Here is a 20,344-nt window from a genome sequence, read left to right as displayed (position 1 = left end):
GTCGGCCGCCGTCCGCCGCGCGCCGTACACTGGGCCCAGCGAGAAGCGTGGATGGGGACGAGTAGCGGCGTAGGCAGCCCAGAGCGACCCGGGGACGGTGTGAGCCCGGGGGCGAGCGCGACGCGAAGATCACCCCGGAGCCGCCGGAAGAAAGCCGCAGCGAGCAGCCGCGGCGAGTAGACCCGGCATCGCGACCCCAATGAGGGGGCTCACCGGCGCACACGACGCACCGGGGGGCCAAGGAGGGTGGTACCGCGGGAGCGCGCCGACGGCGGCGTACAAACACAGCTCTCGTCCCTCCGGACGGAAGGCAGCAAGTCCGCCGGAGGAAGCCCGCTGATGACAACGCCGACGTACCGCCCGGTACCCGCCCAGGTCGACCTGCCCGCGCTCGAACACGCGGTGCTCGACTTCTGGCGCGAGCAGAAGATCTTCGCCAAGAGCCTGGAGCAGTCCCAGGGCCGCCCCGAGTGGGTGTTCTACGAGGGCCCGCCCACCGCCAACGGCATGCCCGGCGCCCACCACATCGAGGCCCGCGTCTTCAAGGACGTCTTCCCGCGCTTCCGCACCATGCGCGGCTACCACGTCGGCCGCAAGGCCGGCTGGGACTGCCACGGGCTGCCGGTCGAGCTGGCGGTGGAGAAGGAGCTGGGCTTCTCCGGCAAGCAGGACATCGAGGCGTTCGGCATCGCCGAGTTCAACGCGAAGTGCCGCGAGTCGGTGACCCGGCACACGGACGCCTTCAGCGAGCTGACCCACCGCATGGGCTACTGGGTCGACCTGGACGACGCCTACCGCACCATGGACCCCGAGTACGTCGAGTCCGTCTGGTGGTCGCTCAAGGAGATCTTCACCAAGGGCCTGCTGGTCCAGGACCACCGGGTGGCCCCCTGGTGCCCGCGCTGCGGCACCGGCCTGTCCGACCACGAACTGGCGCAGGGCTACGAGACGGTCGTCGACCCGTCCGTCTACGTCCGCTTCCCGCTCACCTCCGGCCCGCTGGCCGGCGAGGCCGCGCTGCTGGTGTGGACGACCACGCCCTGGACGCTGGTGTCGAACACCGCCGTCGCCGCGCACCCCGAGGTGACCTACGTCGTCGCGACGAACGGCGAGGAGAAGCTGGTCGTCGCCGAGCCGCTGGTCGCCAAGGCCCTCGGCGAGGGCTGGGAGCCCACCGGCGAGAGCTTCACCGGCGCCGACATGGAGCGCTGGACCTACCGGCGCCCCTTCGAGCTGGTGGAGTTCCCGGGCGGCGGCGAGGGAACCGACGGGCAGGGCCCCGTGCCCGCGCACTACGTGGTGAACGCCGAGTACGTCACCACCGAGGACGGCACCGGCCTGGTGCACCAGTCCCCCGCCTTCGGTGAGGACGACCTCCGGGTGTGCCGCTCCTACGGCCTGCCCGTGGTGAACCCGGTCCGCCCCGACGGCACCTTCGAGGAGGATCTGCCGCTGGTCGGCGGCGTCTTCTTCAAGAAGGCCGACGAGAAGCTGACCGAGGACCTGGACGCCCGTGGCCTGCTCTTCCGGCACACCCCGTACGAGCACAGCTACCCGCACTGCTGGCGCTGCCACACCGCGCTGCTCTACTACGCGCAGCCGTCCTGGTACATCCGCACCACGGCGATCAAGGACCGGCTGCTGGAGGAGAACGAGAAGACCAACTGGTTCCCCGACTCCGTCAAGCACGGCCGGTACGGCGACTGGCTCACCAACAACATCGACTGGGCGCTGTCCCGCAACCGCTACTGGGGCACCCCGCTGCCCATCTGGCGCTGCGCCGAGGACCACCTCACGTGTGTCGGCTCGCTCGCCGAGCTGACCGAGCTGACCGGGACCGACCAGTCGGGCCTCGACCCGCACCGCCCGTACATCGACGAGGTCACCTTCGCCTGCCCCGAGGACGGCTGCGGCGGCACGGCCACCCGCGTGCCGGAGGTCATCGACGCCTGGTACGACTCGGGCTCCATGCCGTTCGCGCAGTGGGGCTACCCGTACAAGAACAAGGAACTCTTCGAGTCCCGCTACCCGGCGCAGTTCATCTGCGAGGCCATCGACCAGACCCGCGGCTGGTTCTACACGCTGATGGCGGTCGGCACGCTGGTCTTCGACAAGTCCTCCTACGAGAACGTCGTCTGCCTCGGGCACATCCTCGCCGAGGACGGCCGCAAGATGTCCAAGCACCTGGGCAACATCCTGCAGCCGATCCCGCTGATGGACCAGCACGGCGCGGACGCCGTCCGCTGGTTCATGGCGGCCGGCGGCTCCCCCTGGGCGGCCCGCCGGGTGGGCCACGGCACCATCCAGGAGGTCGTCCGCAAGACGCTGCTCACGTACTGGAACACGGTCGCCTTCCAGGCCCTGTACGCCCGTACGTCCGGCTGGGCGCCGTCCGAGGCGGACCCGGCCCCGGCCGACCGCCCGGTGCTGGACCGCTGGCTGCTCTCCGAACTCCACGCGCTCACCGGCCAGGTGACCGAGGCGCTGGAGGGGTACGACACCCAGCGGGCCGGCAAGCTGCTGTCGGCGTTCGTCGACGACCTGTCCAACTGGTACGTGCGCCGCTCGCGCCGCCGCTTCTGGCAGGGCGACAAGGCCGCGCTCCGCACGCTGCACGAGGTCGTGAGGACGGTCACCCAGCTGATGGCCCCGCTCACGCCGTTCATCACCGAGCGGGTCTGGCAGGACCTGGTGGTCCCGGTCACCCCGGGCGCCCCGGAGTCGGTGCACCTGTCGTCCTGGCCAGAGGCGGACCCGGCCGCGGTCGACCCCGAGCTGTCGCGGCAGATGGTGCTGGTGCGCCGCCTGGTGGAGCTGGGGCGGGCGACGCGTGCCGAGTCGGGGGTGAAGACGCGTCAGCCGCTCGGCCGCGCCCTGGTGGCCGCGTCCGGCTTCGCCTCGCTCTCGCCCGAGCTGCACGCGCAGATCACCGAGGAGCTGAACGTCCAGTCGCTGGCGTCGCTGTCCGAGGTGGGCGGCTCGCTGGTGGACACCACGGCCAAGGCCAACTTCCGCGCGCTCGGCAAGCGGTTCGGCAAGCGCGTCCAGGACGTGGCCAGGGCGATCGCGGCCACGGACGCCGCCGCGCTGTCCCGGGCGCTGCGCGAGGGCACCGCCTCGGTGGAGGTGGACGGGGAGACGGTCACCCTCGCGCCCGACGAGGTGATCATCACCGAGACCCCGCGCGAGGGCTGGTCGGTGGCCTCCGACGCCGGTGCCACCGTCGCCCTGGACCTGGAGATCACCGAGGAGCTGCGCCGGGCGGGTCTGGCCCGGGACGCGATCCGGCTGATCCAGGAGGCCCGCAAGAACAGCGGCCTGGACGTCGCCGACCGCATCGCGCTCCGCTGGACGGCCGAGGACCCCTCGACCGTCGCCGCGCTCGAGGAGCACGCGGGCCTCATCTCCGACGAGGTCCTGGCGACGGACTTCGCGCGCGGTGAGGCGGACGACACGTTCGGCGCGCCGTTCACCGACGAGGGCCTGGCCCTGACGTTCCGCCTGCGCCGGGTGTGACGCACCGGACGCGTCCCGCGCCGAGGTGCGGGACGCGTCCCCGTGGGCGGGCCGGACCGGCCGGCGGCCGGTGCGGGGCGCGCCCCACCGGACCGCCGGGTGCGCGCCGACCGACGGGCACCTCGCGCACCCCGGCCGCCCCGGCACGGACGATCCGGCACGGACGATCCGGCACCGCGGCACACGCACGCCGAAGGGCGGGGCCCCGGAATCACCCGGGGTCCCGCCCTTCGGCGTTGCGTACGTCGGACAGGCAGCCCGCACCCGAACACACGTCGCGCGCACCCGTGGACCGCGCAGCACGAGGGCGGGGCCCCGGTCGGTGAAGACCGGGGCCCCGCCCTGAACGCTGCCGAGCGCTACGCCGTACTCATGGCCACAGGGGCCGTCAGTTGTCGTCCTCGTCGATGAGGAAGCCGCGCATCGGCGAGGGGGCCTGGCCCATCGGGCCCGGTCCCTGCGGACGCACCGGCGCCATCGGCTGGGTCATCGCCGGCTGCATCTGCTGCTGGCCGCCGCCGTAGGACGGGCCGCCGGACTGGCCGGGACCGCCCATGGGCTGGTTGCCGCCGTAGGACGGCGCACCGGCACCGGCCGGGGCCATCGAGGGCGCCGGGGACGGCGGCAGCGACGGAGCGGCGCTCGCGGGCTGACGCGGCGGGGCGAGCGAGTCGTCCGCCTGGGTCTCCAACTGGCGCAGCTGCGACTCCAGGTAGGACTTCAGCCGGGTGCGGTACTCGCGCTCGAAGCCGCGCAGGTCCTCGACCTTGCGCTCCAGCGTGGCGCGGGCGGACTCCAGGGAGCCCATCGCGACGCGGTGCTTCTCCTGCGCGTCCCGCTCCAGGGCGTCGGCCTTGGCGCGGGCGTCCCGCTCCAGGCCCTCGGCACGCGAACGCGCCTCGCCCACGATCTTGTTGGCCTCACTGCGGGCCTCCGCGATCGCCTGGTCGGCGGTCTGCTGCGCCAGCGACAGCACGCGCGCGGCGCTGTCGCCGCCGGGGCCGCCCTGCTGCGGGAGACCGGGAGGACCGCCCATGGGGCCGCCGTGGCCCATCTGCCCCTGCATCGGGCCACCCTGGCCCATCGGTCCGGGACCCTGACCCATCGGGCCGGGACCCTGCGGACCGCCCTGACCGCCGGGGCCGGCGGGCAGCTGCGGAGCGCCGCTGGGCAGCTGCGGCGGGCCCCCCATGGGGCCGCCCATCTGCTGCTGCGGCGGGCCCGATATGCCGGCGGGCACCGGTGCGCCGGGACCTCGCATGCCCTGCTGGGGCATGCCCTGGGGCGGACCCTGGGGTGGCCCCTGCTGGTCCTGCTCCGGTGGTTTGCGCATGTTCTGCTGGTTCTGCGCGGCGGCGCGCGTGGCCGCGGCCAGCTTGGCGCGCAGGTCCTCGTTCTCGCGCAGCAGGCGCGTCAGTTCGGCTTCGACCTCATCGAGGAAGGCATCGACCTCGTCCTCGTCATAGCCTTCTCGGAGGCGGACGGTCGTGAACTGCTTGTTCCGCACGTCCTCGGGGGTCAACGGCATCTCTTCACCTCAGCGTAGTCATCGGCAGTCGGCAGGCCCATGTCGTCCACAGTCACCTCAGTGCATTGCCCACGATGGTGATCAGGATGTAGACGATGATCATCAATACGAAGAAGGACAGGTCGAGCGCCACGCCCCCGAGACGCAGCGGCGGGATGAACCGCCGCAACAGCTTCAGCGGTGGATCGGTGACAGTGTAGGTGGCCTCCAGGACGACCACCATCGCCTTGCCGGGTTGCCATGAGCGGGCGAACTGGAAGACGTAGTCCATGACCAGACGGAAGATGAGGACGATCAGGAACACCATCAGCGCGATGTAGATCACCTGCAAGAACACGCTCATGGCCTGTCTGTTCCCTCTCCCCTGTGTCCCGCTTGTCCGGTCTCACGTCTCAGCTCTGGTTGAAGAACCCGCCCTCTGCGATGCGGGCCTTGTCCTCCGCCGTGACATCGACGTTAGCAGGCGACAACAGGAACACCTTCTGCGTCACCCGCTCGATGCTGCCGTGAAGACCAAACACCAAACCGGCCGCAAAGTCGACAAGTCGCTTCGCGTCTGTGTCATCCATCTCAGTGAGATTCATGATCACCGGAGTGCCCTCACGGAAGTGTTCCCCGATGGTACGGGCCTCGTTGTAGGTCCGGGGGTGAAGTGTGGTGATCCGGTAAGGCTCTCGTTCCGACACGACCTTGGGCATGATCACCGGTGCGTTCTTCTCCAGGCTTGCGCGTTCTTGTGTGATGGATGCCACGGGCGCGATGCGCGCCGGGCGTGCCGATTCCGCGGGCAGCGAAGCGGCACGGGCGACCGGTTCACGGGGGGCGGGCGGCTGCACGACTCGTACCTCTTCGTCCCTTTGGGGCTGAAGTGAGCCGTGTGACGCGTGCGACGGCTCGTGCCGCCGACGGTCGCGCTCGGGTTCCGGGTCGAGTTCGGGTTCAAAGTCGTCGTCTGGGTCGAATCCGCGGCCGTCGTACCCATCGTCCTCCACGAGGCCGAGGTAGACCGCCATCTTGCGCATCGCGCCGGCCATGCTTCGAGTCCTCCGCTCTGTGGTGGATCCGCTGACGACCGCCAAGTGCCCGCGATCCACGAGGTCCTTTACCCCCGCTGTCCGGCGGTATTGACCATATTTTCTGCTGTGGTCCGACTTCTTGGCGACGTTACCCGAGCGCGGGGCGGACTCCGAGTACCGCACTGCCGACGCGTACATGTGTCGCCCCGGCGGCCACGGCCTGTTCGAGGTCCGAGCTCATCCCCGCGGACACCATGTTCGCAGCCGGATGGGCCGTGCGCAGGTCGGTCGACAAATCCACCAACCGCTCGAACGCCGCCTGTTGACGCCCGGCGTACTCGCCGGTGAGCGGGGCGACGGTCATCAGGCCGTCCAGCCGCAGCCCTTCGGCCCCGGCGACCAGGTCGGCCAGCTCCGCGACCCCGCCGGGGGCGACCCCGCCGCGCTCGCCCCGGGCGGCCTCGCCCGCGTCCAGCGCGACCTGGATCAGGCACCCGACCTCGCGCCCGGAGCGGACCGCCTCCTTGGAGAGGGCGGTCACCAGCCGGGCCCGGTCGACGGACTGCACCATCTGCGCGTAACCGACCACGGAGCGCACCTTGTTGGTCTGCAACTGACCGACGAAGTGCCAGGTCAGCGGCAGGTCCGCACACGCGGCGGCCTTGGGGGCGGCGTCCTGGTCCCGGTTCTCGGCCACGTGACGCACACCGAGTTCCGACAGGATCCGCACATCGCTCGCGGGGAAGGTCTTGGTGACGACGATGAGGGTGACCTCGTCGCGCGCACGTCCGACGGCGGCGCACGCGGCAGCGATCCGTTTCTCCACATCCGCCAGGTTCGCGGCGATTTCCTGCTTACGGTCCGTCATGCCCCATCAGTCCAGCCACACATAGCCCGCGAGCCGACCCGTGGTGCGGTCGCGGCGGTACGAGAAGTGATCATCCGACTCCAGCGTGCACACCGGGGACTGCTCCCGCTCGCGCACCCCGAGCCGTTCGAGCTGCGCGTGCACGCCCGCGCCCACGTCGACCGCCGGCGTGCCCCAGCTCGTCTCGGCGTACGCCGAGGGCTCGACCGCGGCGACCTCGTCCCGCATCGGCGCGGGCACCTCGTAGCAACGGCCGCACACGGCCGGGCCGGTGCGGGCGACGATCCGCGCCGGGTCGGCGCCGAGCCGGGTCATGGCCCGTACGGCCTCCGGGACCACCCCGGCGACCAGACCGGGCCGCCCCGCGTGGGCCGCCGCGACGACACCGGCCACCGGGTCAGCGAGCAGCACCGGCACGCAGTCGGCGGTGAGCACGGCGAGGGCGAGACCCCGCCGTGCGGTGACGACCGCGTCGACCTCGGGGACCGGACGGTCGCCCCAGGGCTCGTCGACGACGGCCGTGTCGGCCCCGTGCACCTGGTTCATCCAGACCACCCGGGCCGGGTCCACGTCCAGCCGCTTCGCGGTCGCCTCCCGGTTGGCGCGCACGGCACCGGGGTCGTCGCCGACCGCTCCGCCGAGGTTGAGCTCCTCATACGGAGCGGCGCTCACCCCGCCCCACCGGTCGGTGAAGGCGAAGTGCGCGCCGCTCACGCTCTCGCGCAGACCTATCACTTCAGGAAGTCCGGTACGTCCAGCTCCTCGGCCGCGCTGTCGGCGTAGGTCCGGGACGGGGGCACCGGCGGCTGGGCGATCGGCAGGTCGGTGACCGGTTCCGGAGCGACCGGCTCCGGGTCCTCCTTCGGCGTGACGCTGCCGAGAGAGCCGAAGGACGGGCGGCTCTCGGGCCGCGCGGCCGGGGCGGGCTCCTCACGCTTGGCCGAGGTCGAGCCGAGGACGTTGTCCCGCTTGGCCGGCGGCTGGCCGCCGTCGAAGCCCGCCGCGATCACGGTCACCCGGACCTCGTCGCCGAGCGCGTCGTCGATGACCGCGCCGAAGATGATGTTGGCCTCGGGGTGGGCGGCCTCGCTGACCAGCTGGGCGGCCTCGTTGATCTCGAACAGACCGAGGTCCGACCCGCCGGAGATCGACAGCAGCACGCCCCGGGCGCCGTCGATGGACGCCTCCAGCAGCGGGGAGGAGATCGCCATCTCGGCCGCGGCCACCGCGCGGTCGTCGCCGCGGGCCGAGCCGATGCCCATGAGGGCCGAACCGGCCTCCGACATGACCGACTTGACGTCGGCGAAGTCGAGGTTGATCAGGCCGGGGGTGGTGATGAGGTCGGTGATGCCCTGGACACCGGAGAGCAGGACCTGGTCCGCCGACTTGAACGCGTCGAGCACCGAGACCTGGCGGTCCGAGATGGACAGCAGCCGGTCGTTGGGGATGACGATGAGGGTGTCGACCTCTTCGCGGAGTTCGGCGATGCCGTCCTCCGCCTGGTTCGCGCGCCGCCGTCCCTCGAAGGTGAACGGGCGCGTGACCACGCCGATGGTGAGGGCGCCGAGCGAGCGGGCGATGTTGGCGACGACGGGTGCGCCGCCGGTGCCGGTGCCGCCGCCCTCGCCGGCTGTCACGAAGACCATGTCGGCCCCCTTGAGGACCTCCTCGATCTCCTCGCGGTGGTCCTCGGCGGCCTTGCGGCCGACGGCCGGGTTGGCTCCGGCGCCGAGTCCGCGGGTGAGTTCGCGGCCGACGTCAAGCTTGACGTCGGCGTCGCTCATCAACAGAGCTTGCGCGTCGGTGTTGATGGCGATGAACTCGACGCCCTTGAGACCGACCTCGATCATCCGGTTGATGGCATTGACACCACCGCCGCCGACACCGATGACTTTGATGACTGCGAGGTAGTTCTGCGGTGCTGCCACGTCGAAGGCCTCTCGCCTCGAGTTACGTGTCGCCGCCTCACGGCCTTGCCGCGATCCGACGACTGATGCCGATGTGGGACGGTCCGTATCGCCGACCCGAACCCTAACGTTGAAGTTTAGGGTTACCAGTGTGTCTGTTCCCTGGAGTCTTCTGAACAGGACACTAAGTCGACAAGTGGCGCACGTTCAACGAACACGCCGAACCTCCCGTTTTTCTTTTCACCCTATGTGATCAGGCGTAGCGCTGCCCAACCAGGGTGCTGGCCTGCACGGATACCCGTCAACTCCCTGATGACGCCGGAGCGGTGGGGACACTGACGTCGAAGTGCCGTGCGTCCGGCACGGCTTTCATGAGAGCGGTGAGCGTGCGGGCCTTGTCCGGCCCCTTCTCGCTGCTCCCCCAGGCGACCGTCCGCCCGTCCTTCAGCTCCAGCGAGACGGCGTCGTAGGAACGGACCTTGACGGTCCGGGTGCTGCCGGCCACGGACGCGGGGAGGTCGCGGGCCACCCGGACCGCCTCCCGCACCAGCCGGTCCTCGCCGAAGCGGCGCAGGCTCGCCGCCGCGTTGCCGCGCCGGGGGAGGTCCAGGTCGAGCTCCGGGACACCGCGCGGGGCCTTGCTCACCGTGGCGAACCGGACGCCCTCGTCGTCCACTTCGACGAACTTCCCGCCCTGGTGCACCAGCAGGACGGCGGTGCGTTCGGTCACCTTCAGCTCCAGGCCGTGCGGCCAGGAGCGCATCACGTCGACGGTGCCGATGCGGGGCAGTTCGCGGGCCAGACGGGTCTCGATCGCCCTGGTGTCCACGGAGACCAGCGGTCCGCCGAGGGGGACGTCGGCCGCCTCGCGCACCTGTTCCGGCGTCAGGACCCGGGTGCCGGTGACGGACACCTTCTCCAGCCGCGCCAGGTCGGATCCGTACAGCAGCCAGAAGCTGCCGCTGCCGAGGAACGCGAGGGCGATGCCGAGCAGGACGAGCAGGCGCAGACGGCGCCGGCCCAGGCGCCGTACGGGCGGCGGGCCGGACGACTCCCGCTGGCGTTCACCGCGCTCGGCGGTCGTCGATCCGGCCACGCTCCCTGCCTTCCGTCATCCGCGTCTAACGGGGCGCACGGGCGGCGATCGCCTCGTACACCATGCCGACGAGCAGGTCGTCGGCGTCCCGGCGGCCGAACTCGGCGGCGGCGCGGGACATCTCGTACAGCCGGTGCGGGTCGGCCAGCACGGGCAGCACGTTCTGCTGCACCCACTCGGGGGTCAGCTCCGCGTCGTCGACCAGCAGTCCGCCGCCCGCCTTGACCACCGGCTGGGCGTTCAGCCGCTGTTCGCCGTTGCCGATGGGCAGCGGGACGTAGGCGGCCGGGAGCCCGACGGCGGAGAGTTCGGCGACGGTCATCGCGCCGGCGCGGCAGAGCATCATGTCGGCCGCGGCGTACGCGAGGTCCATCCGGTCCAGGTAACTTACCGGGATGTACGGGGGCATCCCCGGCATCTGCTGCACCTGCGGCAGTTCGTTCTTCGGGCCGACCGCGTGCAGGATCTGGATCCCGGCCTGCTGGAGCCAGGGGGCGACCTGCTGCACCACCTCGTTGAGCCGGCGGGCGCCCTGCGAGCCGCCGGAGACCAGCAGCGTGGGCAGGTTGGGGTCCAGCCCGAAGGCCGCCCGCGCCTCGGGGCGCACGGCGGCGCGGTCCAGGGTGGCGACGGCCCGGCGCAGCGGGATGCCGATGTAGCGGGCGTTGCGCAGCTTGCTGTCGGGCGTGGACACCGCGACCTGGGCCGCGTACCGCGAGCCGATCTTGTTGGCCAGGCCCGGGCGCGCGTTGGCCTCGTGGACGACGATCGGCACGCCGAGCCGCTTGGCCGCGAGGTAACCGGGCAGGGCGACGTAGCCGCCGAAGCCGACCACGGCGTCGGCCTTGGTGCGCTCCAGGATCTGCTCGGTCGCCTTGATGGTGCCGCGCAGCCGTCCCGGCACGGTGATCAGCTCGGGCGTGGGCTTGCGCGGCAGCGGAACGGCGGGGATCAACGCCAGTTCGTACCCGCGCTCGGGTACCAGGCGGGTCTCCAGGCCGCGTTCCGTGCCCAGGGCCGTGATGCCCACGGTCGGATCCTGCCTGCGCAGGGCGTCCGCGAGGGCGAGCGCGGGCTCGATGTGGCCCGCGGTTCCTCCGCCGGCGAGTACGACATGCACCGAAATTCACCGCTCTCCGGACGGACGCGCCCCGGGGGCACGCCGTCGCATCGTGTTCCATCTCCGGGGGCTCTGAGAACCCCCGGCCCGCTTTCTACCAAAGCGGGGTTGCCGCATCGCAAGCGCCGCCCGCGCAGCGGGCTCGTCGCGCGCGAAGGCGATCAGCAACCCGATGGCGAACATGGTCGGCAGCAGGGCGGATCCCCCGTAGGAGAACAGCGGGAGCGGGACGCCGGCGATCGGCAGCAGTCCGAGGACCGCACCGAGGTTGATCACGGCCTGGGCCGTGATCCAGGTGGTCACGCCTCCCGCGGCATACCTCACGAAGGGGTCCTCCGTGCGTCCGGCCACGCGGATACCCGCATAGCCTAGAGCGGCGAAGAGGGCGAGCACCGACAGCGTCCCCGCCAGGCCCAGTTCCTCACCGGTGACGGCGAAGATGAAGTCGGTGTGGGCTTCTGGCAGTTGTCCCCATTTCTCCACACTCGCGCCCAGCCCGGATCCGAAGATCCCGCCGGAGGCGAGGGCGTAGATCCCGTGCACCGCCTGCCAGCAGTCCACCGGTCCCTCCTGGGGCTCGGTGGCGCCGAGGCAGGCGAGGCGGGCCATGCGGTTCGGGCTGGTCCGGATGAGGATCGCGCCGATCAGCGCGGCGACCGACAGGACGCCGACGAACAGCCGGGTGGGGGCGCCCGCCAGCCACAGCAGGCCGAACAGGATGGCGGTGAGGATGATCGCGGTGCCCATGTCGCCGCCGATCATGATCAGCCCGAGCAGCACGAACGCGGCCGGCACGAGCGGCACCAGCATGTGCTTCCACTGGGTCAGCAGCCGCTTGTCGTGCTTGCGGGCGAGCAGGTCCGCGCCCCACAGCACCAGGGCGAGCTTGCCGAACTCGCTGGGCTGGATCTGGAAGGAGCCGCCGAGGGCGATCCAGTTCTGGTTGCCCTTGACCGCGACCCCTATCCCGGGCACCTGGACCAGCACCATCAGGAAGACCGCGCCCGCGAGGATCGGGTAGGCCAGCGCGCGGTGCAGCCGTACCGGCATCCGGGACGCCGCGAGCAGCAGCACCGTCCCGATCGCGGCGGCGAGCAGCTGCTTGCGGAAGAAGTAGGAGCCGGGCAGCGACATCTGCAGCGCGGTGATCTGGGAGGCCGAGTAGACCATCACCAGACCGAGCACGGTGATCAGCGAGCTGCCGCCGAGGATGAGGTAGTAGGCGGTCAGCGGGCGGTCCCAGGCCCGGTGCGCGCGCCGGTAGAAGGCGAGGACGGCGTTCTCGCGCCGGGGGCGGGTGCCCGTGGCCGGACGGGAGACGCGGGCCACCGGCGGCCGGCCGGTGCGGCTACCGGGCATCGCGGCGTCCTCCGCGGTACGCCGGGCGGCGGGCGCCGGGCGCCCGTTCGCCCCGCGGGCGCACCCGGCCCGCGCCGCCCGGCCCGGTGGCGGGGCGGCGCCGGACGGAGCCGGCCGGATCGGCAAGACGGGCCCTCGACGGTCCCACGCGTCCCTCCCAAGGTCGCCCGGCGCAGGCGGCCGGGTCAGGCGCCGAGTTCGCGCACCGCCTGGGCGAACGCCTCACCGCGCCGGATGTAGTTGGCGAACATGTCCATCGAGGCGCAGGCCGGGGCCAGCAGCACCGTGTCGCCGGGCCGTGCGAGCCGCCGCGCCTCCTGGACGGCCTGGAGCATGGCCCCAGTGTCGGTCCGGTCGAGGTCGACCACGGGTACCTCGGGGGCGTGTCGCGCCAGGGCTTCCCGGATCAGGGCGCGGTCCCGGCCGATCAGGACGACCCCGCGCAGCCGCCGGGCGGCGCCCGCGACCAGTTCGTCGAAGGTGGCGCCCTTCGCGAGGCCGCCGGCGATCCACACGATCGGGTCGTAGGACGCCAACGAGGCTTCGGTGGCGTGCGTGTTGGTGGCCTTGGAGTCGTCGACGTAGGCGACGCCGTCCACGTCGGCCACGTGCGCGATGCGGTGGGCGTCCGGTGTGAAGGCCCGCAGCCCGTCGCGCACCGCGCTGGCCGGGACGCCGTAGGCGCGGGCGAGGGCCGCCGCCGCGAGGGCGTTGGCGATGTTGTGCGGGGCGGGCGGGCGGACGTCGGAGACCTCGGCGAGTTCCTGGGCGCTGCGGTGCCGGTCCTCGACGAAGGCGCGGTCGACCAGGATGCCTTCGACGACGCCGAGTTGGGAGGGCGCGGGCGTGCCGAGGGTGAAGCCCACGGCGCGGCAGCCCTCCTCGACGTCGGCCTCGCGGACCAGGTCCTCGGTGGACGGCTTGCCGGTGGCGTCCGCGTTGTACACGCAGGCGACCCGGTTGCCCTCGTAGACGCGGCCCTTGTCGGCGGCGTAGGCCTCCATGGAGCCGTGCCAGTCGAGGTGGTCGGGCGCGAGGTTGAGCACGGCGGCGGAGTGGGCGCGCAGCGAGGGCGCCCAGTGCAGCTGGTAGCTGGACAGTTCCACGGCCAGGACGTCGTACGTCTCCTCGCCGGTGACCGCGTCCAGCAGCGAGACGCCGATGTTGCCGACGGCGGCCGTGCGCAGGCCCGCCGCCCGGAGGATGGCGGCGAGCATGCGCACGGTGGTGGTCTTGCCGTTGGTGCCGGTGACCGCGAGCCAGGGCGCGGCGTCCGGGCCGCGCAGCCGCCAGGCCAGTTCGACGTCGCCCCAGACGGGGACGCCGGCCCGCTCGGCGGCGGCGAACAGCGGCTTGTCCGGCCGCCAGCCGGGCGCGGTGACGACGAGGTCGGTGCCCTCGGGCAGGGTGTCGCCGTCGCCGAGGCGGACGGTGACGCCGAGCTGCTCCAGTTCGGCCGCCTGGGCCCGGGCGCGCTCGTCGTCGCCGTCGTTGACGACGGCGACGTGGGCGCCCAGGCCGTGCAGCACCTTCGCCGCCGGGACGCCGGAGACGCCGAGCCCGGCGACGGTGATCCGGCGTCCGGTGAAGTCCGTGGGACCGGAGAAGGTCACTTGTCCGCTGCCCATCCCGCGTAGAAGAGGCCGAGTCCGACGATCACACAGATGCCCTGGATGATCCAGAAGCGGACCACCACGAGGACCTCGGACCAGCCTTTGAGTTCGAAGTGATGCTGCAGTGGCGCCATGCGGAAGACCCGCTTGCCGGTGAGCTTGAACGAACCGACCTGGATGACCACCGACATGGTGATGAGGACGAACAGGCCGCCGAGGATGGCGAGCAGCAGCTCGGTACGGGAGCAGATCGCGAGACCCGCGAGCACGCCGCCGAGCGCCAGCGAACCGGTGTCGCCCATGAAGATCTTGGCCGGCGAGGTGTTCCACCACAGGAAGCCCAGGCAGGCGCCCATCAGGGCGGCGGAGACGACCGCCAGGTCGAGGGGGTCGCGCACCTCGTAGCAGGCGCCCGGGTTGGTGAGGGTCTGCGCGTTGGCGCAGGACTCCTGGAACTGCCAGACGCCGATGAAGGTGTAGGCGCCGAAGACCAGGACGGAGGCGCCGGTGGCGAGGCCGTCCAGACCGTCGGTGAGGTTCACGCCGTTGGACATGGCGAGGATCATGAACAGCGCCCACACCACGAACAGCACCGGGCCGATGCTCCAGCCGAAGTCGGTGATGAACGACAGCTTGGTGGACGCCGGGGTGTTGCCGCGGTTGTCGGCGAACTGCAGCGCCAGGACGGCGAAGGCGATGCCGACGATCAGCTGGCCGGCCATCTTCGCCTTGGCCCGCAGACCGAGCGAGCGCCGTTTGACGATCTTGATGTAGTCGTCGAGGAAGCCGACCAGGCCCATGCCGACCATCAGGCCCAGCACCAGCAGGCCGGAGAACGTCGGCCCGGCGTCGACGTCCTCGTCCAGGTAGCCGGTGATCATCTTGGCCAGGAAGTACGCGACGACCGTCGCCAGGATGAAGGCGATGCCGCCCATGGTGGGCGTACCGCGCTTGCTGGCGTGCTCGCGCGGGCCGTCGTCGCGGATGTACTGGCCGTAGCCCTTGCGGGCCAGGAGCTTGATCAGCAGCGGGGTGCCGACCAGCGTCAGGAAGAGGCCAATGACTCCCGCGAACAGGATCTGCTTCATCATCGGGCGGCAACCTCACCCTCGGCACCGGTCCCGACGAGCGCCTGCGCCACGCTCTCGAGCCCGACCGAACGGGACGCCTTCACGAGTACGACGTCTCCCGGGCGCAATTGACTGCGCAACAGGTCGACCGCCGCCTGTGCGTCGGACACGTGCACCGACTCCTCACCCCACGAACCCTCGTTATATGCGCCCAGTTGCAGCCAGGCGGCTTCCCTGCCCCCGACCGCGACGAGCTTGTTGACGTTGAGCCGGACGGCGAGCCGTCCGACCGCGTCGTGCTCGGCGAGCGCCTCGTCCCCGAGCTCGGCCATCTTGCCGAGCACCGCCCACGTGCGTCCCCCTGCGGCCCGGGAGGCCCTGCCCATCGCTGCCAGGGCGCGCAGGGCGGCCCGCATGGACTCGGGGTTCGCGTTGTAGGCGTCGTTGACGACCGTCACGCCGTCCGGTCGCTCGGTGACCTCCATGCGCCAGCGGGAGAGGGAGCCCGCCTCGGAGAGCGCACGGGCGATCTCGTCTGCGGACATGCCCAACTCGTGGGCGACGGCGGCCGCGGCGAGCGCGTTCGACACGTGGTGCTCACCGTACAGGCGCATGGTCACATCACTTGCACCGGAGGGTGTGTGAAGCCTGAAGGAGGGCTGCCCGCTGTCCGTGAGTCGCACGTTCTCGGCGCGTACGTCCGCTTCGCCGGACTCTCCGAAAAGGAGCACCTTCGCCTTCGTCCGGGAGGCCATGGCGCGCACCAGGGGGTCGTCCGCGTTGAGGATCGCGGTGCCGTCCTCCGGGAGGGACTCCACGAGTTCGCCCTTGGCCTGCGCGATCTGCTCGCGCCCGCCGAACTCCCCGATGTGCGCGGAGCCGACGTTCAGGACGAGTCCGATCCGCGGGGGCGTCAGGCCGGTGAGGTAGCGGATGTGGCCGATGCCACGGGCGCCCATCTCCAGAACGAGGAACCGGGTCTCCTCGGTGGCGGTGAGCGCGGTCAGGGGCAGCCCGATCTCGTTGTTGAGCGAGCCGGGGGTGAAGACGGTCGGCGCCTTCTGCCGGAGCACCTGGGCGATGAGGTCCTTGGTGCTGGTCTTGCCGGCGGAGCCGGTGAGGGCGACGAGGGTGGCGCCGAGGCGCCGTACGACGTGCCGGGCGAGGGCGCCGAGGGCGGCCTGGACGTCGTCGACGACGATCGCCGGCACGCCGACCGGGCGGGAGGCGAGCACGGCCGCCGCCCCCGCCTCGACGACCGCCGCGGCGAAGTCGTGGCCGTCGACGCGTTCCCCGACGAAGGCGACGAAGAGGCTGCCGGGGCCCGCCTCCCGTGAGTCCCGGACGACCGGTCCGGTGACCTGGACGGACGGATCCGGTATGTCGTGCGTCTGCCCGCCGACGACGTCTGCGATCTCGGCGAGGGAGAGGGCGATCACAAGTTCATCCCTGGGTCTTCTTGATGGCTTCGCGCAGCACCTGGCGGTCGTCGAAGGGACGCACCACCCCGGCGATGTCCTGGCCCTGCTCGTGGCCCTTGCCGGCGACCAGCACGGTGTCGCCGGGCTCCGCGCGGGCGACGGCGGCGGCGATCGCGGCGGCCCGGTCCTCGAAGACCTGCACCTCGCCGCGCTCGTGCGCGGGCACCGAGGCGGCGCCCTGGAGCATGGTCGCGAGGATCGCCAGGGGGTCCTCGGAGCGGGGGTTGTCGGAGGTCAGCACGGCGGTGTCGGCGAGCCGGGCGGCGGCGGCACCCATCGGCTCGCGTTTGCTGCGGTCGCGGTCGCCGCCGCAGCCGAGGACGACGTGCACCTTGCCCTCGGTGATGCGGCGCAGGGCGCGCAGCACGGACTCCACCGCGTCGGTCTTGTGGGCGTAGTCCACCACCGCGAGGTACGGCTGCCCCTCGTCCACCCGCTCCAGGCGGCCCGGCACGCCCGGCACGGCGGCGATGCCGTCGGCGGCGGCCTGCGGGTCGAGCCCGGCGGCGGCCAGGGCGACGATCGCGGCGAGGGTGTTGGCCACGTTGAACGGGCCGGGCAGCGGCGAGGTCGCCGAGATCCGCTCGTCCTTCGGGCCGACCACGGTGAACGTGGAGTCCAGCGGGCCGACCTGGACGTCCTCGGCCCGCCAGTCGGCGTCGGGGTGGCCCTCGGCGGAGTAGGTGACGACGGGGACGCCGGATTCCTTGGCGAGCCGGCGGCCGTACTCGTCGTCGACGTTGACCACGCCGAAGCGGCTGCGGGCCGGGGTGAACAGCTGCGCCTTGGCCTGGAAGTAGTCCTCCATACCGGAGTGGAACTCCATGTGCTCCGGGCTGAGGTTGGTGAAGACCGCGATGTCGAAGACGCAGCCGTCGACCCGGCCGAGCACCAGGGCGTGGCTGGAGACCTCCATGGCGACCGCCTCGGTGCCCCGTTCGCGCATCACGGCGAACAGCGCCTGCAGGTCGGTGGCCTCAGGCGTGGTGCGCTCGGACTTGATGCGCTCGTCACCGATGCGCATCTCGACGGTCCCGATGAGCCCGGTGCTGCGGACGGTGCGCAGGCCGCCCTCGACGAGGTAGGCGGTGGTGGTCTTGCCGGAGGTGCCGGTGATGCCGATCTGCAGCAGGTCGCGGCCCGGGTGGCCGTAGAGGGTGGCGGCCAGTTCACCCATCCGCGCCCGCGGGTCGTCGACGACCAGCGCCGGGAGCCCGGTCGCGGCGACGCGCTCGGCCCCGGCGGGGTCGGTGAGCACGGCGACCGCGCCGAGGCTCGCGGCCTGGGTCACGAAGTCGGCGCCGTGCGCCCGGGCGCCTGGGAGAGCGGCGTACAGGTCACCGGGCCGGACGGCACGCGAGTCGTGGGTGATGCCCGTGACCTCGACGGTGCTGTCCGGGGCGGGGGCACCCAGCTGATCGGCGAGCTCCGCCAGGGGTGTGGCGGACAGCTGCACCGGCCGGGGCGGTCCCGGATATGTCACGGGGTGGCCCTTCTGGGTGGTTCGGGACTGATCAGGGTGTGGCACGGCGGTGAGCGTACCGGGCCCGGCCGCGTCGGAGCCAAAGCGGGGCCCCGGCTCACCTCCGTCGCGGGTGGGCGGGGGTGCCGGGGGGCCTGCCGGGGTGGACGGGCGGTGCGGGGTCCCGGAGTCCGGGTGGTTCGTGGTCACGGGGTGGTTCCTGGTGGCTCGGTGTGCGGGGCGCGGGGGCTCGGGACGGGCGGGGGACGCCCGGCCGTACGCGGGTGTACGGCCGGGGGGGGTGCCCGGCCCGGGACGGGGGCCGGGCGGGAGGGCTCGGCGGCGGTCAGGGGGTGAAGGTGACCGGCAGTCTGGCGGGTTCGGCCCCGGTCGGCGGGACCTGGAGCGACTTCAGGGCGAACTCCATGACCTGCTTGTAGACCGGGCCGCAGATCTGGCCGCCGAAGTAGCTGCCGCGGGTGGCGTTCTGGATGACGCAGGAGACGGTGACCCGGGGCTTGTCGGCGGGCGCGAAGCCGGCGAAGGAGGAGGTGTAGCCGTGGTACTTGCCGGTGGCCGGATCCACGCGGTTGGCCGTGCCGGTCTTGCCCGCGACGCGGTAGCCGGGGATGCGGGCCTTGGTGCCGGTGCCCTCCTCGTCGTCGACCACCGACTCCAGCATCCGGGCCAGTGTGGTGGCGGTCTTCTTGCTGACCACGCGCCGCTTGTCGGGCTTCGGCGCGGGGGTGAACCGGCCGTCGGGGCCCCGGCTGCCGCGCACCAGCGTGGGTTCGACGCGTACGCCGCCGTTGGCGATCGTGGAGTAGACCGAGGCCGCCTGCATGGCGTTGACGGAGACGCCCTGGCCGAAAGGAATCGTGTACTGCTGCGAGGTCGACCACTGGTCGGGCGGCGCGAGGATGCCCTTGGTCTCGCCGGGGAAGCCGAGTCCGGTGTGGCTGCCGAGTCCGAACTTCCGCAGGTAGTCGTAGAGCACCCGGTTGGCGGCGGGCTGGCTCTTGCCGAGCTGTCCGGTGGCCAGGATGGTCCCGATGTTGCTGGACTTGGCGAGGACGCCGTTGAGCGTCAGGTACCAGGTGGGGTGGTCGACGTCGTCCTTGAACAGCCGGTCGCCGCGGTGCAGCCGGTTGGGGACCACGACGTGGGTGTCCGGGGTGGCGGCGTTCTCCTCCAGGACGGCCGCCATCGACATCACCTTGGCGGTGGAGCCGGGCTCGAAGGCGTCCTGGAGCGCGGCGTTGCCGAGCGTGGCGGGGTCGGCGTCGGAGAGGTCGTTGGGGTCGAACCCGGGGGCGTTGGCCATCGCCAGGACCTCACCGGTGCGGGTGTCCTGGACGATGACGTACCCCCGGTCGGCCCGGGACTTCTCCACCTGCTTGCTGATCGCGTCCTGCGCGGCCCACTGGATGTCCCGGTCGATGGTCAGCTCGATGTCGCTGCCGGGCACCGCCGGGGTCTCGGTGGACCCGGCCGTGGGGACCAGGCGCCCGCCGGACTGGGCGTAGCGGATCTTGCCGTCCTTGCCGGCCAGCTGCTCGTTCAGCTGGAGCTCGATGCCGCCGCCGCCCTTGCCGGAGGCGTTGACCCAGCCCAGTATCCCGGCGGCCAGCTCGTTGTTGGGGTACACCCGCTTGCTGGTGGGCACGGAGAAGACCCCGGCGAGGACGTTGACCGCCGATGTGTCGGTCTCCGTCTTCTTCGCCAGCGTGGACTTCAGGTCCTTGATCTGCTTCCACACCTGCGGGGTCTGGCGGCCGGCCAGCTTGACGTAGCGCAGCTTCTCGTTCTCCGGCCGCAGCTTGCCGACCAGCTTCTCCTGGCTCTGGCCGAGGATCGGCGCGAGGAGGGCCGCCGCCTGTTCGGGTCCGTCGGCGATCTCCAGCTCGTCGGGCGCGAACATCGTCGGGTCGGCGGTGATGTCGTAGGCGTCCTCGCTGGTGGCGAGGGCGACTCCGTGGCGGTCGGTGATCTCGCCGCGCTCGGCGGCGAGGACCTGGCCGACGTAGCGGTTCTGTTCGGCCTTGGAGGCGTAGGTGCTCGCGTCGACGGCCTGCACCTGCACCAGGCGCACGACGAAGGCCAGGAGGACCAGGGTCAGCGCCAGGCCGACCAGGCGCAGCCGGGGCCGCGGGCTGCCCAGCCGGATGGCCTTGGGGGCCGGGCGGGCGGGTCCCGGGCGGCGGGCGGGCCGGGCGCCCGGCGCGGGCCGGCGGCGCGCGTCCGGCCGGCCGGCGGACCTGGCGGGGCCGGGGACCCGGCGGCGCGGCGGTTGCCTGTCGGACACTTC

15 protein-coding genes are annotated in these 20,344 nt (G+C 72.0%); 1 reads left to right on the top strand and 14 read right to left on the bottom strand.

The features are described from left to right. Positions 1-339 precede the first annotated feature (339 nt). Positions 340-3,516: an isoleucine--tRNA ligase gene (ileS, locus tag AC02VZ_RS02975; protein WP_476474434.1), complete on the top strand. Its 3,177-nt coding sequence runs from the start codon at positions 340-342 to the stop codon at positions 3,514-3,516. 388 nt (positions 3,517-3,904) lie between these two features. On the opposite strand, the gene AC02VZ_RS02970 is transcribed toward ileS, so the two are convergent. From AC02VZ_RS02970 to AC02VZ_RS02905, 14 genes are all read right to left on the bottom strand, one after another. Then, positions 3,905-5,044 carry a DivIVA domain-containing protein gene (locus tag AC02VZ_RS02970; protein ID WP_476474433.1) on the bottom strand — a complete coding sequence of 380 codons (1,140 nt, stop codon included), beginning with the start codon at positions 5,042-5,044 and terminating at the stop codon, positions 3,905-3,907. Between the two features lie 52 nt (positions 5,045-5,096). Then, the gene (locus AC02VZ_RS02965; protein ID WP_362089036.1) at positions 5,097-5,387 is read right to left on the bottom strand and encodes a YggT family protein; all 291 of its coding nucleotides are present in this window, start codon (positions 5,385-5,387) and stop codon (positions 5,097-5,099) included. A 49-nt stretch (positions 5,388-5,436) separates the two neighbouring features. Then, the gene (locus tag AC02VZ_RS02960; protein ID WP_362089037.1) at positions 5,437-6,078 is read right to left on the bottom strand and encodes a cell division protein SepF; all 642 of its coding nucleotides are present in this window, start codon (positions 6,076-6,078) and stop codon (positions 5,437-5,439) included. 130 nt (positions 6,079-6,208) lie between these two features. After that, positions 6,209-6,928 (bottom strand): YggS family pyridoxal phosphate-dependent enzyme, encoded by a 720-nt coding sequence (locus AC02VZ_RS02955; protein ID WP_432055208.1) that lies wholly within the window; start codon positions 6,926-6,928, stop codon positions 6,209-6,211. 6 nt (positions 6,929-6,934) lie between these two features. After that, a complete protein-coding gene (gene pgeF, locus AC02VZ_RS02950; protein ID WP_476474432.1) occupies positions 6,935-7,663 on the bottom strand; it encodes a peptidoglycan editing factor PgeF in 729 nt (242 codons plus the stop codon). After that, positions 7,660-8,856 (bottom strand): cell division protein FtsZ, encoded by a 1,197-nt coding sequence (gene ftsZ, locus AC02VZ_RS02945; RefSeq protein WP_432055210.1) that lies wholly within the window; start codon positions 8,854-8,856, stop codon positions 7,660-7,662. Before ftsZ ends, pgeF begins: the two co-directional genes overlap by 4 nt. Before the next feature lie 280 nt (positions 8,857-9,136). After that, on the bottom strand, positions 9,137-9,931 hold the full coding sequence (locus AC02VZ_RS02940) for a cell division protein FtsQ/DivIB (protein WP_432055211.1): 795 nt from the start codon (positions 9,929-9,931) through the stop codon (positions 9,137-9,139). Between the two features lie 25 nt (positions 9,932-9,956). Continuing rightward, entirely contained in the window at positions 9,957-11,051 is a 1,095-nt protein-coding gene (murG, locus tag AC02VZ_RS02935) for an undecaprenyldiphospho-muramoylpentapeptide beta-N-acetylglucosaminyltransferase (protein ID WP_432055212.1), read from the bottom strand. Positions 11,052-11,057: 6 nt separating this feature from the next. Next, positions 11,058-12,410 (bottom strand): putative lipid II flippase FtsW, encoded by a 1,353-nt coding sequence (ftsW, locus tag AC02VZ_RS02930; protein ID WP_432055213.1) that lies wholly within the window; start codon positions 12,408-12,410, stop codon positions 11,058-11,060. Between the two features lie 185 nt (positions 12,411-12,595). Further along, positions 12,596-14,038, bottom strand: a complete 1,443-nt coding sequence (murD, locus tag AC02VZ_RS02925) for a UDP-N-acetylmuramoyl-L-alanine--D-glutamate ligase (RefSeq protein ID WP_432055214.1) — start codon at positions 14,036-14,038, stop codon at positions 12,596-12,598. Next, positions 14,020-15,111: a phospho-N-acetylmuramoyl-pentapeptide-transferase gene (gene mraY, locus AC02VZ_RS02920; RefSeq protein WP_432055301.1), complete on the bottom strand. Its 1,092-nt coding sequence runs from the start codon at positions 15,109-15,111 to the stop codon at positions 14,020-14,022. Before mraY ends, murD begins: the two co-directional genes overlap by 19 nt. After that, positions 15,111-16,532, bottom strand: coding sequence for a UDP-N-acetylmuramoyl-tripeptide--D-alanyl-D-alanine ligase (locus tag AC02VZ_RS02915; RefSeq protein ID WP_432055215.1), 1,422 nt, complete (start codon positions 16,530-16,532; stop codon positions 15,111-15,113). Before AC02VZ_RS02915 ends, mraY begins: the two co-directional genes overlap by 1 nt. Before the next feature lie 4 nt (positions 16,533-16,536). Further along, complete coding sequence (locus AC02VZ_RS02910) at positions 16,537-18,057, bottom strand: UDP-N-acetylmuramoyl-L-alanyl-D-glutamate--2,6-diaminopimelate ligase (protein ID WP_432055216.1); 1,521 nt, start codon at positions 18,055-18,057, stop codon at positions 16,537-16,539. A gap of 325 nt (positions 18,058-18,382) precedes the next feature. Continuing rightward, positions 18,383-20,341 (bottom strand): peptidoglycan D,D-transpeptidase FtsI family protein, encoded by a 1,959-nt coding sequence (locus AC02VZ_RS02905; protein ID WP_432055217.1) that lies wholly within the window; start codon positions 20,339-20,341, stop codon positions 18,383-18,385. Between the last annotated feature and the right edge of the window lie 3 nt (positions 20,342-20,344).

The sequence above is a fragment of the Streptomyces sp. 3-6 genome (genome assembly GCF_056323165.1).
This window is presented reverse-complemented; position numbering and strand designations above follow the sequence as displayed.